Origin of the sequence: Campylobacter sp. (genome assembly GCF_017646085.1) — a bacterium.
In the GTDB taxonomy this organism is placed as follows: domain Bacteria; phylum Campylobacterota; class Campylobacteria; order Campylobacterales; family Campylobacteraceae; genus Campylobacter.
Genome location: NZ_JAGCNF010000150.1, coordinates 1 through 16,118 on the forward strand (window position 1 = coordinate 1; position 16,118 = coordinate 16,118).

Genomic DNA, 16,118 nt, shown 5'->3' on the forward strand with positions numbered 1-16,118 from the left:
AGCACTAAATGAGTCTAAAATGCCATATTTTAACTACGATCAACGAATCGAACTTGCCCGTCTAGCGACTAAGGAATTACCTAGTGTTGAGGTTATGGGATTTAATAATCTCTTAATCGATTTTGCTAAATCACAAAATATTAATACCGTTGTGCGAGGTCTAAGAGCTGTGAGTGATTTTGAATATGAATTACAAATTGGTTATGCAAATGCTTCGTTGTGGAGCGAATTTGAGACGATTTATTTTATGCCAAGTCTTAAAAATGCCTTTATTTCTAGTTCTATTGTCCGCTCAGTTTTACGCCACGATGGTGATATTAGTTCGCTTGTCCCATCTAAAGTATATAAAAAAATAAAGGAAGAATATGCTAATTAATTTTGAAGGTGTCGATGGAGCCGGTAAATCTACTCAAATAAATCTGCTAAAAGAGATTTACAAAGATGCTATAATAACTAAAGAGCCAGGTGGCACAGAGCTTGGATTGATGATTAGAAATTATTTAATGAGTAGTGCAAGTAAAATATCACAAAGAGCAGAAATTTTTCTATTTTTAGCTGATAGAGCCGAGCATTATGAAAAAGTTTTAAAACCCAATTATGGAAATTTAATTTTAAGCGATAGAAGCTTTGTATCTGGTCTTGCATATGCTATGGCAAATGATGATAGTCTAGATATAAAAACCTTAATTGAACTAAATAAATTTGCGCTTTGTTCAGATTTTGGAGATAAATTTGTATTTTTAAAAGCAAATGAGAATTTAATCCGTCAAAGGCTTTTTAGTAGAGGTCAAAATGATGATATTGAAAGTCGTGGAATTGAGTATTTAATGAGAGTTCAAGGATTTATGAGTATAATACTCGCCGATTTAAAATTTGAAGTCTTAGAGATCGATGCGTCACTAAGTCCAGAAATTATACACAATAAAATAAGGAAATTTATATGATTAATGCTCTTCGTGGTATGAAAGACCTACTTGAAAACGATGGAAAACTATATAAATTTATAATTGATACCTGTGAAGCTGTGGTTAAAAACTATGGCTATGAGTTTTGCGAAACACCAAAACTAGAAGAGACCGCACTATTTAAGCGAAGTGTTGGTCAAAGTAGCGATATAGTCGGTAAAGAGATGTATCAATTTATAGATAAAGGCGGTAACGATGTCTGTCTTCGCCCTGAAGGAACTGCTGGGGTCGTAAGAGCATTTATAGAGAATAAATTTGATAGAGCTGGCGGGGTTAAAAGATATTTTTATCATGGTAGTATGTTTAGATATGAACGTCCTCAACGTGGGCGTTTAAGAGAATTTCATCAGTTTGGCGTAGAGTGTTTTGGGGAATCAAGTGTATATGAGGATGCATCTGTAATTTTAATGTTAAATGAGATTTTAAATAGGCTTAAAATTAAAACCACACTAAAAATCAACTCACTAGGCGATAGTCAATGTATGCCAGCATATAAAGAAAAATTAGTTAAATTTGTTGAAAACAATAAAGAAAATTTATGTGATGATTGCTTAAGAAGACTTGATACTAACCCTATTAGGATACTTGATTGCAAAAGCCAGAGTTGTCAAAATATCTTAAAAGATGCTCCACTTATTACTCAAAATTTAAATCAAATTTGTAACGATGATTTTAATAAACTTCAAGAGATTTTAAAAGCAAATGGAGTCGAATTTCAAATCGATCCAAAACTCGTACGCGGACTTGATTACTACTGTAAAACTGCCTTTGAGTTTATTAGCGATGATATTGGCTCACAAAGCGCAGTCGCAGGAGGCGGTAGATATGATAAGCTTTGTGAATTTTTAGGTGGCAAATCTACACCAGCAGTTGGCTGGGCAATGGGTGTGGAGAGAATTATGGAAATTTTACGCCAAAAAGAGAGTCAAAACAAGAGAGAAGGAATATATATATGTGCTTTAAGTCCAAATTTAATAAGCCAAATATATAAAACTGCTCAAATTTTAAGAAAAAACTATAAAACCGAAATTTCATACGAAGCAAAAAGCCCAAATAAACATCTAAATATAGCCGATAAAAAAGGTTTTGAAATATTTTTATGTCTTGGCGATGATGAGTTTAGCCAAGGTCAAATTTGGTACAAAAATCTACAAACAAAAGATGAAAAACGAATATCTATAGCAAATTTGGAGGGTGAAATATGACACATGACTATGGACTAAGCCTGTGGGGAGATTCAAATTTTATCATTGATAGTGGCAAAGTCTGCTTAAATAGCGACTTAAAACCAGCACTTATTGATATCGTAAAAGATATCAGAAACGATGGTTATCGTGGACCACTTTTACTAAGATTTCCACACCTTATTAAAAAACAAATTGTACAGGTATACTCTAGTTTTGAAAGAGCCAAAAAAGAATTTGGCTATAGTGGAAGCTTTAATGCTGTATATCCATTAAAAGTAAATCAATATCCAGGATTTGTAGAAAATCTAGTCAGAATTGGCGAAAGCTATGGATATGGGCTAGAGGCCGGCTCAAAGGCTGAATTGTTACTAGCTATGGCTTATAATAACTATGGCGCACCAATTACTGTTAATGGATTTAAAGATAATGAATTAATCGATATTGGCTTTATTGCTGCTGAAATGGGTCATAATATCACCCTTACAATAGAAGGATTAAATGAATTAAAATCAATTATCTCTACTGCAAAAGAGAGATTTAAACCAAAACCAAATATTGGACTTAGGATTAGACTACATAGCAGCGGTACAGGAGTATGGGCAAAAAGCGGTGGTATAAACTCTAAGTTTGGACTTACATCTACAGAGCTAATTGAAGCAGTAAATTTACTAAAAGAAAATAATCTAATTGAACAATTTACCATGATTCACTTTCATATTGGAAGTCAAATAAATGAAATTCATCCGCTAAAAAAAGCCCTTATAGAAGCAGGTAATATCTATGCAGAACTTCGTAAAATGGGAGCAAAATCTCTAAAAGCTATAAATTTAGGCGGTGGTTTAGCTATTGAATATTCACAATTTAAAGATAATCCAAGTAGAAATTATACCCTAAAAGAATATGCAAATGATGTTGTATTTCTACTAAAAAGCATTGCTAATCAAAAAAATGAGATTGAACCTGATATATTTATAGAAAGTGGCAGATATATAGCTGCATCTCACTCTGTGTTAGTAGCACCAGTGCTTGAGCTATTTAGCCAAGAATACACAGAAGAAAAACTGATATTAAAAGATAATAACCCTCCACTAATTAGCGAATTACACGACCTATATAAAAGTATAAAACCAAGTAATGCTATAGAGTATCTTCATGACGCAATTGATCATATGGAAAGTGTTCTTACTTTATTTGATTTAGGTTATGTAGATTTACAAGATAGATCAAATAGTGAAATTTTAGTCCATCTAATTATGAAAAAGGCGATTTCGCTTTTAGGAAATAAACAAAATTATGCTGAGCTTTTAAAAATTCAAGAAGAGGTACAAGAGAGATATTTAGTTAATTTCTCAATGTTTCAAAGCTTACCTGACTTTTGGGGGCTTGGACAAAATTTTCCTATAATGCCACTTGATAGATTAGATGAACGCCCTACTCTATCAGCATCTATTTGGGATATTACTTGCGATAGTGATGGTGAAATTAGTTTTGATGCAACCAAAAATCCATTATTCTTACACGATGTAGATCTAGAAAAAGAGGATTATTTTTTAGGATTTTTCCTTGTTGGCGCTTATCAAGAAGTTCTTGGGATGAAGCATAATCTATTTACCCACCCTACTGAAGCTACTATAATTATCAATGAAGAGGGCAACTACGAGATCAAAAATATCCTAGAATCTCAATCTGTTATGGATATATTAGAAGACTTAGACTATGATATACATGCTATTAGAGATACTCTAAATGAGAGAATAGAAAACTCAACCTTAGTAGACGAAAAGCAAAAAAAACATATTCTTGGTGAATTATATCTATTCTTAAATGATAACGGCTATCTAAAAACCATAGGCTGATAATGGGTATTTTGCAAATTATTAAAGAGGATTTATCTCAACCAAAAGCACAAGATCCAGCATATCGTAGTTGCGTAGATCTTATCTTTAATTATCCTGGAGTATGGGCGGTAGCCAATCATAGATTTATCCATACTCTATGGAACAAAAAGTGGTATAAATTAGCCAGAATGCTTGCTGGAATTAGCAACTTTCTAACTAGAGTTGATCTTCATCCAGCAGCAGTCCTTGGTAGAAGGGTATTTATCGATCATGCTACTGGAATAGTAATTGGAGAAACGACTATAATTGGCGATGATTGCCTAATCTATCAAGGAGTTACCTTAGGTGGAGTAAGCCTAGATAAAGGCAAACGCCATCCTACTTTAGAAAATGGCGTAGTTGTCGGTGCTGGAGCTAAAATTTTAGGCAATATCACCATAGGAGCAGGCTCAAAAATCGGAGCTAATTCAGTTGTAGTAAAAGATGTACCACCACACTCTACAGCTGTAGGAATTCCAGCTAAATGCATTAGCAGTGATAATCGCCCATTTGAACACAATAAGCTACCAGATATTACAAAAGAATTACTAATCTATCTAATAGATCGCATAGAAAGCCTTGGGTGTCAAGGAAGCGATAAAATAATACTAGATAAAAAATATCAAGAATATATCAAATCAATAAAGGAGTAAAAATGTTATTATCTAAAAGAATTTCAGTCCTAAGCGAAAGCCTTACAATTGCAATTAGTTCAAAAGCCAAAGAGATGAAAGCTGCTGGGCTTGATGTTATTAGTTTTAGTGCCGGTGAGCCTGATTTTGATACACCTGAAATAATTAAAAATGCAGTCAAATCAGCCTTAGATAAAGGTTGTGGTAAATATACTGCAGTTCCTGGCACACCTGAGGTACTTGAAGCTATTGCTGCTAAACTAAAAAAAGATAATAATCTAAACTACAAACCAAGTCAAATCATCACAAATGTAGGTGCTAAACACTCTTTATTTAATCTATTTTCATGCATTATCAATCATGGTGATGAAGTTATAATTCCATCTCCATACTGGGTAAGCTATCCTGAAATAGTCAAATATTGCGGTGGTACTCCAGTGATAGTTGAAACAAGCGAAGATAATAAATTTAAATTAACAGCTAATCAAATAAAATCAGCAATCACTCCAAAAACAAGAGCTATAGTGCTAAATAGCCCAAGCAACCCATGCGGTGGCGTATATAGCAAAACCGAGCTTGAAGAAATCGGAGAAGTATTAAAAAATAGTGATATCTTAGTAATTAGTGATGAAATTTATGAAAAGCTTACATATAGCGGTGAATTTATTGCAGCTGCAGCAATTAGCGATGATATGTTCAAAAGAACAATCACAATCAATGGCTTAAGTAAATGTGGAGCGATGCCAGGATGGAGATTTGGATATATGGCAAGTAGTATAGATGAGCTAAATAAAGCCCTTAGAAAACTACAAAGCCAAAGCACAAGCAATATCTCAAGCATAGTTCAAGCTGGCGCTATACCAGCACTACTAGGAGAAGCTGATGCTGATATAGAGTATATGAAAAGTAAATTTATAGAGCGTAGAGATTATGCTGTAAAAGCTATAAATGATATAGAAAATTTAAGTGTAGTATGTCCAGATGGTGCATTTTATCTATTTATCAACTGTAAAAATGTAGAGCCTGACTCAATGAAATTCTGTCAAGAACTTTTAGAAAAAGGGCTAGTAGCTACAGTTCCTGGCGTAGGATTTGGTATGGATGGATATTTTAGGCTTAGCTTTGCATGCGATATAGATAGTCTAAAACGTGGTATTGAGCGTATTGCTGAATTTGTAAAAAATTATAAAAAATAACAACAAGAGTGCTATAAAGGCACTCTTGTTCAAACTAAATTCATAATCTTTAGCTATAATTTCAAGCTTACAAACTATAAAAAGTATCAAAATGGGAAAAGATTTAGCAAAAAATAAAAAAGCATTTCATGATTATACAATTATCGAGAACTTTGAAGCTGGTATAGTTTTACAAGGTAGCGAGGTGAAGGCTCTTCGTGCTGGTAGAGCAAATTTAAAAGATAGCTTTGTAAGAATTATTCGTGGTGAGCTATTTTTGTTAAATGCTCATATTAGTCACCTTCAAACTGCTCACTCGCACTTTCGTCCAGATGAAAGAGCTCCTAGAAAGCTTCTTATGCATCGTAAGCAGATCGATAAATTATTAGGAAAAGTAAGTACAGATGGCCTGACTATAGTTGTTTTAAATCTATATCTTAATAACAAAAATATAGTCAAAGCAAATATTGCCTTAGCTAAAGGCAAAAACCTTCATGACAAACGAGAAGCGCTTAAGGCTAAACAGGCAAATCTAGAGGCAAGAGCAGCCTTAAAAAGATATATATAAAAAGGAAAAATATGAAAAGTATCAAATTTATTGCCCTATTTTTAGTGGCATTTTTAGCACTTAGTGGATGTAGTAACGAACAATCAAACACCACTCAACTAACTCAATCAAATTCATATAAGACCGGCGATGAAATAGAACTAACTAGCATAATTGGTAGCAAAGCTACTATTGTACGTACAGAAAATGGCTTTAAACTCAAAGATAGTGATAAAATATTGATGATTGATATATTTGGGACATATTGTGCTCCTTGCCAAAAAGAGGCCCCTCACCTAATGGATTTTCAACTTAAAAATGCAGATAAATTTATAATAATTGGCCTTATTCACTTTGAAGATGTTAATGATGAGTATGTTTTAGAAAACTTTAGTAAAAAATATAATGCTTACTATTTTATAGCAAATTCAAAAGAAAATAGCAAAATTATAGATCAAATTCTAAATGATATAAACTACAATAGAGCTCTTTCTATTCCGTTTAAAGTAGTATTAAAAAATGGAAAATATCAAAGCCTTAGCGATAATCTAAATGGCACAGTAGTTGGTAATAAATTTTATCTAGGTGAAGTAAGCACCAATATAATTAGTCAAGATATAGATAAGATTTTAAATGAAAACTAAAAGATCATTAACTTCAAAAACCAAATTAAAAGAGTTTAAGCCAACTCTTTTTAAAGTAATTTTATTAAATGATGATGTTACTACAATGGATTTTGTAGTGATGGTGCTTTGTGAAATTTTTAATAAAGAGCTAAATCAAGCTGTAAATTTAATGATGCAAATTCATAAACATGGTAGTGCAATCTGTGGAATATATACCAAAGAAATTGCCCAAACCAAACAAAACCAAACGCTAAGTCTTGCTAAAGCAAACGGCTTTCCGCTAAAATGTGTAATAAAAGAGGATTAATGATAGAACAAAATCTAGCAAAATCAATAAAACAAGCTAGCGACCTAGCTTTAAGTGAATCTCATGAATATATTAGCACTGAGCATATCTTATATACTTTAACATTCAATAAGGAATTTGTAAAAATACTAGAAAATCTTGGTATTAGCGATATTGCAGCATTAAGAAATGATCTAATAAATATACTTAAAGAGTCTCCAAAATCCAATGAAAAAAAGCCACCAATTCTTACCCATAAGCTTAGCGAAATATTTTCTAGCATTGGTGCAGAGGAGAATTTTGGAATTGAAGATTTCTTAGATGAAATTCTAGTCGATAAAGACTCTCAATCATATCAGGTTTTGGAATTTCATGGCCTAAATATAGATAGTAATGAGCTACTATCTGTAGCTATAAATTTAAATGAACTTGTAAAAAATGGGCAAATAGACCCAGTTATAAATAGAGATAAAGAGATTGATAAAGCTTTACAAATTTTATGTCGCCACAAAAAAAATAATCCAATATTTGTTGGTGAAGCAGGTGTTGGCAAAACAGCAATAGTCCAAGGAATAGCCCAAAGAATCGTCAATGGCAATGTCCCAGCCAAACTAAAAGATAGTGTAATTTTTAGCCTAGATATATTTGCTATTTTAGCTGGTGCAAAATATAGAGGTGAGTTTGAAGAGAGATTAAAAGAGATAATAAACTATCTAAAAGAGAATAAAAATCATATAATATTCATAGATGAAATTCACACTATCTTAAATATTGGCAACAACGATAATGGTCAAGATGCGGCTAATATCTTAAAGCCACACTTAGCAAATGGCGATATAAGATGCATAGGAGCTACCACATATAGTGAATTTAGAAATTTCAATAAAGATAAAGCTTTACTTCGCCGCTTTAATAAAATCGATGTAGATGAACCTAGCAAAGAAGAGAGTTTAGAAATTTTAAAAGGTCTAAAAGTTACTTATGAAAAATTTCATAATGTTAAATATAGCGATGAAGTTTTAAGCCAAAGCATAGAGATGGCCAAGCGATATTTAAATGATAAATTTCTCCCTGATAGCGCTATAGATATTATAGATGAAGCAGGAGCAGCTACCAATATAGAACACAAAAAAAGTGTAACAAAATCTAAAATAAATGAAATAGTTGCTAAAATGGCAAATATTTCAAACATACAAACAAGCTCTGATAATACTCAAATATTAAAAAATCTAAGCCATACACTAGGTTCTAAAATTTATGGTCAAGATCTTGCTATAAAAAGTTTAAATGATGCCCTTATTACATCGTATGCTGGATTAAATGATGAAAATAGGCCAATTGGTGTATTTTTATTTACCGGAAGTAGCGGAGTTGGTAAAACTGAACTAGCTAAAGAGTTAGCAAATGCTTTAAATATTCACTTTGAGAGATTTGATATGAGTGAATATATGGAAAAACATGCTGTAGCCAAGCTAATTGGTGCACCTCCTGGATATATTGGATTTGAAAACGGCGGAATGCTTACAAATATGGTCAAAAAGTACCCATATAGTGTTATACTTTTTGATGAGATAGAAAAGGCACATCCTGAATTATTAAATATATTTTTACAGATTTTTGATAGTGCTACATTAAGCGATGCTAGTGGCAATAAAAGTGATTTTAAAAATACAATTATTATTATGAGCTCAAATTTAGGCACCAAAGAGGCTCCGATTATGGGTTTTAATAAAAATGATAGTGATAAAACAGACAGAGCTATTAAAGGATTTTTTGCAGCTGAGTTTAGAAATCGCATTGATAAGATTATAAATTTCAATCCACTTAGCCAAGAGATTCTTGAAAAAATTGTTCAAAAAGAGATCAATGCATTAGAAATATCAGCTAAAAAAGTTAAGATAAATTTGACCAAAAAGGCTATTGCTAAGCTAATAAGTCTTGGATATAGCACCGAATTTGGCGCTAGAAATATAAAACGAACAATTAAAGATAATATAAATCTTAAATTATCTAAAGAGATGCTTTTTGGCGATTTAAAAAATGGTGGCACTGCTAATGTTGATTTTAATGGTAGTGAGTTTGAGTTTAAGTTTATCCCAGCAAAGTAGCTAATGAACTCTATTTTTCCAGATCCATTAACTGCTCCAAAGGACGCTCCACTAGCATATGGTGGCGACCTAAGTAGCGAAATTTTACTTGATGCGTATATGCATGGTATTTTTCCGTGGCCGTGTGATGGGGTGATATTTTGGCATAGCCCTGACCCAAGGGCAATATTTTATCCACAAAATATTAAAATTCAAAAGAGTTTAAGGCCATTTTTAAGGGATTATAGAGTTAAATTTGATTATAATTTTGCAAATTTTATCAATTTTTGCAAAACTCATAGAGAACAAAATGAGCCAACTTGGATAGATCAAAATGTTGTAGATAGCTATATTAAGATGCACAAATTAGGCTATGCACACAGCGTAGAAGTCTATTTAGGAGATGAGCTTATTGGCGGGCTTTATGGGCTGATTTTTGGTAAGATTTTTTGTGGTGAAAGTATGATTAGTAAAGGCAAAAATGCCTCCAAAGTCGCTTTAATAACACTAGCTAAAGCATTAGCAAAATATGATTTTATCATAGATGCACAAGTAATGAATCCTCATCTTAAATTTATGGGAGCTCAGGATTTAGCTAGGGATAAATTTTTGACTCTGCTTAAGATAAAATCAAATCAATCAAGCGGATTTGAAAATTTTAAAGATTTAGAGTTAAATTTGGAATAAATATTGCTTATGTATTGCAATAAATTTAAAAAGGATATATGATGTACGCAGGTTTTAGTACTAGCAAATCAAAACAATTAGTAGATTCAGCTCTTGGCAGTAGGGTTGCTAGAAACCAATTAATAGCTAGCAATATTGCAAATATCGATACTCCTTTTTATAAAGCTAAAGATATCGATTTTGAAACCGCTTTAATAGAAAAAAAAAGAGAGGTATATAAACTAGGTGCTAGTGAGCCAAAATTAGAACTGGCTAGAACAAATGATAAACATTTTGCCGCAATCGATTTTCCATCAGTTAAGATTCCAACTATATATCTACGTGATGGTCATATGGCTAGAAATGACGCTAATACTGTCGATCTAGATATCGAAACTAGCGAAATGAGTAAAAATGTTTTAATGATTCAAGCACTAGATTCAGCTAGCAAAAAACATGGCGATATCTTTAAAAGCGTAATAGACGCAAGTGGAAAAATATAAAGGATAAATAATGGCATACTTAAGTGATTTTGATATTAGCGGATATGGACTTAGTGCGCAACGCTTTAGAATGAATGTAATTAGCTCAAATATAGCTAATGCAAATACTACTAGAACTGCTGAAGGCGGCCCATACCGCCGTAAAGAGGTTGTATTTAAGGCAATTGAATTTGATAAAGAGCTAAATAAGCAACTAAATGCTAAAAATGATTTTTTAGAAAATGAAAACCCGCTAGATGATCCAGATGCGCCAAGATTTCCAAAACCTGCGATCTCAACTGTGATAGTCGATAAAATCGTACGTGATGATAAAAATTTTAAAATGAAATTTGATCCAACTCACCCAGATGCAAATGAAAAAGGTTATGTAATGCTACCAAACATAAATCCAGTCATTGAGATGGCGGATTTAATCGAAGCTACAAGAGCCTATCAAGCTAATGTCTCAGCCTTCCAAAGCGCTAAGGCAATCGCAACAAGTGCCATTGATATGATGAAAGGATAATTGAATGAACATTAATAATATATCAAATTTAAATCCATTAGAGCAAAAAAGTAGTAAAAATGATAATTTACTAGATCAAAGTTTCTCTGATATTTTAACCAAAACTCTAGGCGAACTAAATGACGTCCAACAAAAAGCTGATAAAGCAGTAGCTGACCTAGCAACTGGAGAAGTAAAAGATCTACACCAAGCAGCAATTGCAATTGGCAAGGCTGAAACCAGTATGAAACTAATGCTAGAAGTTAGAAATAAAGCTATAAGCGCATATAAAGAGATAGCAAGAACACAGCTATAATGAGCCAAAATAGTAGCCAAAGCAAAGTATATGTAGTATTTTTGCTAATTGTTCTTGGTATCTTTATATTCTTAACAGTTATATTTTACCGATCTAGTATCGAGCGTCGCCTTCCAAAACTCCAAAGTAGTGACTATACCAGTGCTATGCGTGGCTCTATATTAAGCCAAGATGGATTTAGCCTAGCAAGCAGTCAAAAACTCTTTAAAGCGATGGTAGATACTAGAAATATTGATCCAAATAAAAAAGAGTTATTTATCAAACTATATACTTTATATAGTGGTGATGACCCTAAAAAAATTAGAAAAATCCTAGCAAAAAAAGGCTTAGTAACTCTATCATATGAGATTGATGCCAAAGGTGCTGCATATCTAAAAGAGTTAGCTAGAAAGCTATATAGAAATAAAGTATTTATCGCCTATCAAGATCCAAAAACCGGTATAGTCTCTACTCAAGGAATGAGCATTATAGAAAGTGGTGAAAGACGAATATATATGGCAAGTGATGCTTTAACGCCAGCTATTGGCTACATTAAAAAGATTGAAATAGATGGTATTACAAAAGTTGAAGGAGTAAAAGGAATTGAAAAAGTATATGATAACTTGTTATCTTCTACTCAAGATGAGCTAACAAAAGGACCAAGAGATCTAGCAAATACAATAATTTTAAGTAAAGACGCTGAGCTATCTCGCCGTATTGATGGCTATAATGTCGTGCTAAATATTCCATTAAAACTACAAAAAACTCTAGAAAAAATGGCTTTAGCTAAGATGAATGATTTAATGGCTAAAGAGGTGGTAATCGGCATTATGGAGGCCAAAAGTGGCGCAGTAGTATCACTTGTTTCAACCTCTAGATATAATCCATCAAATATTACCAAAAAAGATTATCAAGCATTAAATTCAACAGCAAGCGAATACGCTTATGAGATGGGTTCAGTTATGAAACCATTTATCTTTGCCCTACTTTTAAAAGCTGGCAAAATCGATCCACTTGAGATAATAAATGTCTATGGTGGTAAATATAAACTAGGTAAACGAACAATCACTGATAGCCATAAAAATGATACTCTAAGCGCCCAAGATGTAATTGTAGAATCTTCCAATGTTGGTATGATTCAAATTGTAGATAGATTAAGCGAATTTGAACTTTATAATGGTCTTTTAGAATTTGGATTTTCTAAAAAGAGCGGAATCGATCTAAGCTATGAACAAGTTGGCAATATGCCATCAATCTCTAAACTATAAAATAAGGTATATAAATCCACGCTAAGCTATGGGTATGGCGTCCAAGCTACATTTATACAGCTTCTAAGCGCCTATAATGCAATCACAAATGATGGTGTTATGGTTACACCACGCATAGCTAGTCATCTAGAAAAGGATTCTAAAACCTATAAATACAAAGAACAAGAGTTTACCCAAATTCTCTCAAAAGCTCAAGCTCAAAAGATGAAAGATATCCTAATCAAAGTTGTAGAAAGTCCTAACGGAACTGCTAGAAGAACACAAATCCCAGGCCTAATAATTGGCGGCAAAACTGGTACTGCGCATATCGCTACAAGTGGTGGTTATAGCGATAAGCGCTATAATGCAAATTTCTTTGGCTTTGTCCGTGATGCCAAAGGCAAGGAATATACAATTGGCGTTTTAGTACGTGAACCAATGAAGCCATATCCATACTACTATGCTTCATGGAGTGCATTGCCAATATTTCGCTCAACTATCGAGCTAATGGTAGAAAATGGCTACCTAACTCCAGCTAAACTAGACCCAAAAGCGATTAAAGCCATTAATGCTAAAGAGGGTAAGAATATAAATGTAATATTAGACTAAATTTAACGCAAATAAAATCTTTTTAAGTCTCTTTTGCATATAATTTAAGTTTTATTTTTTAGGTAGGATTATGAATTTAATAGACAAGTTAGAAAACAATCAAAGATTGGAATTTGATGATGCTATAAAGCTTTATGATTTAGATCTATTTACTCTAGGTAAATATGCCAATAAAATCAGAGAAGCTAAAAATGGCAAAAAAGTATATTTTAATATAAATCGTCATATAAATCCAACGAATTTATGTGCTGATGTGTGTAAATTCTGTGCTTTTTCTTCTCACCGCCAAAGCGCTGAGAAGAGTTATACAATGAGCTATGAGCAGATTATGGAAGCAGTAGATAAAAGCGTACTAAATGGCGCTAAAGAGATTCATATAGTATCAGCTCACAATCCAAATGTATCATGGCAATGGTATCTAGAAATTTTTAAAATGATAAAAGATAAATATCCAAATTTACACATAAAAGCACTTACTGCTGCTGAGGTTGATTACTTGCATAGAAAACATGGCCTAAGCTATGAAGAAGTGATAGAAAAAATGATAGAGTATGGTGTCGATAGTATGCCAGGTGGCGGAGCTGAGATATTTGATGAAGGTATTAGAGCTGAGATCTGCAAAGGCAAAGTAAGTAGCGATAACTGGCTAAAAATACATTCGCTTTGGCACCAAAAAGGCCGTCAAAGCAATGCTACAATGTTATTTGGTCATATTGAAAATAAAGAGCATAGAATAGATCATATTTTACGAATTCGCTCACTACAAGATAGCTCGCTTGCTTTACAAAATGGTGGTGGATTTAACGCTTTTATTCCGCTAGTTTATCAAAGAGATAATAATTATTTAAAAAATATCCCATTTTTAGGATCGGTTGAAATCTTAAAAACGATGGCAATTAGCAGAATTTTATTAGACAATATAAATCATATCAAAGCCTATTGGGCGACCTCTACGCTAAATTTAGCCCTTGTAGCGCAAGAATTTGGCGCTGATGATTTAGATGGCACAATAGAAAAAGAGAGTATTCAAAGTAGCGCAGGCGCAGCAAGCAAAAATGGTAAAAGCGAACGTGAATTTATAGAACTAATCCAAACTAGCGGCTTTATTCCAGTGCAACGTGATAGTTTATATAATGAATTAATAATCCACAATTAGGAAAAAATATGGATATATTTAAACTCAAACAAAATGGTACAACTATAAAGCAAGAGCTAAATGCAGCGCTTACAACATTCTTAGCCATGCTCTACATTGTTCCAGTCAATGCTTTGATCCTTAGCGATGCTGGTATGCCAAAAGAGGCTTTGCTAGTAGCTACTGCTCTTATTACAATTATTGCTACTATATTTAATGGTCTATGGGCAAACACTCCAGTAGCGCTAAGCACCGGAATGGGGTTAAATGCTTACTTTACTTATAGTATGGTAATTGGTATGCAAATTCCATGGCAAACAGCACTTGGGGCAATATTTATTAGCTCTGCGATATTTACTGCTTTAAGCTTTACAAATTTTCGCCTTTGGATCATTAAAAACATTCCACTAGACCTACGATGCGCTATAAGTGCTGGTATTGGAGCATTTATCTGCTTTATTGGTTTATCACAAATGGGATTAATCGTATCAAATTCAGCTACTAAAGTCGCCATTGGCGATGCTAGCGATCCAAAAGTATTAGTTGGTATTGCTGGGATTGTATTAATGATTTTATTTTGGGCGCTTAAAGTGCGTGGTGGTTTTGTCTTAGCTATTGCAGTTACGTCTATTGGTGCATGGATATTTGGAATTTATGAGATGCCAAAGGATATAGTTTCAATGCCTGTTAGTATTGAGCCTATTTTTGGTGAGCTAGATATTATCTCAGCATTAAAAATATCGCTACTTCCAGCAGTTTTAACACTTTTTGTAACACATCTATTTGATAGCATTGGCACACTTACAGGAGTTGGAAATAGAGCAAATTTATTCGAACACGCCGATGGAGAGCGTAAATTAGCTAAAAATTTAGAAAGCGATGCAATTGCAAGTATGGCTGGCGCAGTGATGGGTACTAGTACTATTACAGCATTTGCTGAGAGCGCTAGTGGTGTTGAAGCTGGTGGTAGAACTGGGCTTACAGCAGTTTTTGTAGGTATGTTTTTTATATTTACTCTATTTTTCTTACCACTTTTTGGTTCAATTCCAGCCAATGCAATATATCCAGTTCTTGTAATGGTAGGTGTTTTAATGTTTAGTGAACTTGGCAAAATCAACTACTCCGACCCAGCTATCTGTGTTTCGACATTTTTAACTGTGACATTAATGCCACTAACCTACTCTATTACAATTGGATTAAGTGTTGGGTTTATATCATATTTTATCGTAAAATTAGCACTTAGAAAATGGGGAGATCTAAATTTAGGCATTATAACTCTAGCAATTATTAGTCTATTTGCCTTTATTGCTAGCTCAACTCCAAATCTATTTAAATATATCTTAGGAAATTAAAATGACATATTATGATTTTGATTCGTTTAGACATGATGCAAAGGTTTTAGCACAAAAAGTCAAGAGTGAATTTGACCCAGATGCAATTTTAGGTATTGCTAGAGGTGGGCTAACTTTAGCTCACTTTTTGGCAAATGCTCTTGATATTAGAGATTGCTTTAGTCTAAATTCAATCCACTATGAAAAAAGCAAGAAGCTTGATACTATTAATATTTATAATATTCCAGATCTAAGCAAATTCAAAAAAGTATTAATAACTGATGATATTATAGATAGTGGTGAATCAATGGTAGCAATTAAGAAAAAAATTAGCAATATGTATCCAAATTTAGAGATTGCCGTAGCTACTATATTTTATAAACCAAAAGCTTTGATGTTGCCTAATTTTACTATCAAAGAAGCTGATGATTGGATTGAGTTTTTTTGGGATTTAAGTTTGGAGTAA

17 protein-coding genes and 1 pseudogene are annotated in these 16,118 nt (G+C 33.1%); all 18 read left to right on the plus strand.

All coding sequences use genetic code 11. From position 1 onward, the window contains the following. Window positions 1-376, plus strand: a 376-nt coding sequence (coaD, locus tag J6V67_RS07605; RefSeq protein ID WP_291861019.1) for a pantetheine-phosphate adenylyltransferase, incomplete at its 5' end; no start/stop codon positions are given. Then, window positions 366-944, plus strand: coding sequence for a dTMP kinase (gene tmk / locus J6V67_RS07610; RefSeq protein WP_291861022.1), 579 nt, complete (start codon window positions 366-368; stop codon window positions 942-944). The genes coaD and tmk, both read left to right, overlap by 11 nt. Then, window positions 941-2,170 (plus strand): histidine--tRNA ligase, encoded by a 1,230-nt coding sequence (hisS, locus tag J6V67_RS07615; protein ID WP_291861024.1) that lies wholly within the window; start codon window positions 941-943, stop codon window positions 2,168-2,170. Before tmk ends, hisS begins: the two co-directional genes overlap by 4 nt. Beyond that, entirely contained in the window at window positions 2,167-4,008 is a 1,842-nt protein-coding gene (gene speA, locus J6V67_RS07620) for a biosynthetic arginine decarboxylase (RefSeq protein ID WP_291861027.1), read from the plus strand. The genes hisS and speA overlap by 4 nt, the downstream gene beginning before the upstream one ends. 2 nt (window positions 4,009-4,010) lie before the next feature. After that, complete coding sequence (gene cysE / locus J6V67_RS07625; protein WP_291861030.1) at window positions 4,011-4,682, plus strand: serine O-acetyltransferase; 672 nt, start codon at window positions 4,011-4,013, stop codon at window positions 4,680-4,682. 2 nt (window positions 4,683-4,684) lie between these two features. Further along, window positions 4,685-5,857: a pyridoxal phosphate-dependent aminotransferase gene (locus J6V67_RS07630; RefSeq protein ID WP_291861033.1), complete on the plus strand. Its 1,173-nt coding sequence runs from the start codon at window positions 4,685-4,687 to the stop codon at window positions 5,855-5,857. Window positions 5,858-5,948: 91 nt separating this feature from the next. Further along, window positions 5,949-6,404 carry an SsrA-binding protein SmpB gene (smpB, locus tag J6V67_RS07635; protein WP_291861036.1) on the plus strand — a complete coding sequence of 152 codons (456 nt, stop codon included), beginning with the start codon at window positions 5,949-5,951 and terminating at the stop codon, window positions 6,402-6,404. A gap of 11 nt (window positions 6,405-6,415) precedes the next feature. Continuing rightward, window positions 6,416-7,027, plus strand: a complete 612-nt coding sequence (locus J6V67_RS07640) for a TlpA disulfide reductase family protein (RefSeq protein ID WP_291861039.1) — start codon at window positions 6,416-6,418, stop codon at window positions 7,025-7,027. Beyond that, window positions 7,017-7,316, plus strand: coding sequence for an ATP-dependent Clp protease adaptor ClpS (locus tag J6V67_RS07645; protein ID WP_291861043.1), 300 nt, complete (start codon window positions 7,017-7,019; stop codon window positions 7,314-7,316). Before J6V67_RS07640 ends, J6V67_RS07645 begins: the two co-directional genes overlap by 11 nt. Further along, the gene (locus tag J6V67_RS07650) at window positions 7,316-9,403 is read left to right on the plus strand and encodes an AAA family ATPase (RefSeq protein WP_291861046.1); all 2,088 of its coding nucleotides are present in this window, start codon (window positions 7,316-7,318) and stop codon (window positions 9,401-9,403) included. The genes J6V67_RS07645 and J6V67_RS07650 overlap by 1 nt, the downstream gene beginning before the upstream one ends. A gap of 3 nt (window positions 9,404-9,406) precedes the next feature. Next, window positions 9,407-10,069, plus strand: a complete 663-nt coding sequence (aat, locus tag J6V67_RS07655; protein ID WP_291861049.1) for a leucyl/phenylalanyl-tRNA--protein transferase — start codon at window positions 9,407-9,409, stop codon at window positions 10,067-10,069. 41 nt (window positions 10,070-10,110) lie between these two features. After that, the gene (gene flgB, locus J6V67_RS07660; RefSeq protein WP_086224315.1) at window positions 10,111-10,551 is read left to right on the plus strand and encodes a flagellar basal body rod protein FlgB; all 441 of its coding nucleotides are present in this window, start codon (window positions 10,111-10,113) and stop codon (window positions 10,549-10,551) included. Window positions 10,552-10,561: 10 nt separating this feature from the next. Beyond that, the gene (gene flgC / locus J6V67_RS07665) at window positions 10,562-11,056 is read left to right on the plus strand and encodes a flagellar basal body rod protein FlgC (RefSeq protein WP_291861055.1); all 495 of its coding nucleotides are present in this window, start codon (window positions 10,562-10,564) and stop codon (window positions 11,054-11,056) included. A gap of 4 nt (window positions 11,057-11,060) precedes the next feature. Beyond that, window positions 11,061-11,351 carry a flagellar hook-basal body complex protein FliE gene (gene fliE / locus J6V67_RS07670; RefSeq protein WP_086224311.1) on the plus strand — a complete coding sequence of 97 codons (291 nt, stop codon included), beginning with the start codon at window positions 11,061-11,063 and terminating at the stop codon, window positions 11,349-11,351. A gap of 146 nt (window positions 11,352-11,497) precedes the next feature. Further along, window positions 11,498-13,186: pseudogene (locus J6V67_RS07675) on the plus strand (peptidoglycan D,D-transpeptidase FtsI family protein). Window positions 13,187-13,253: 67 nt separating this feature from the next. Further along, window positions 13,254-14,342, plus strand: coding sequence for an aminofutalosine synthase MqnE (gene mqnE / locus J6V67_RS07680; RefSeq protein WP_291861128.1), 1,089 nt, complete (start codon window positions 13,254-13,256; stop codon window positions 14,340-14,342). A gap of 8 nt (window positions 14,343-14,350) precedes the next feature. Next, complete coding sequence (locus J6V67_RS07685; protein WP_291861059.1) at window positions 14,351-15,673, plus strand: NCS2 family permease; 1,323 nt, start codon at window positions 14,351-14,353, stop codon at window positions 15,671-15,673. Window position 15,674: 1 nt separating this feature from the next. After that, window positions 15,675-16,118 (plus strand): phosphoribosyltransferase, encoded by a 444-nt coding sequence (locus J6V67_RS07690; protein WP_291861062.1) that lies wholly within the window; start codon window positions 15,675-15,677, stop codon window positions 16,116-16,118.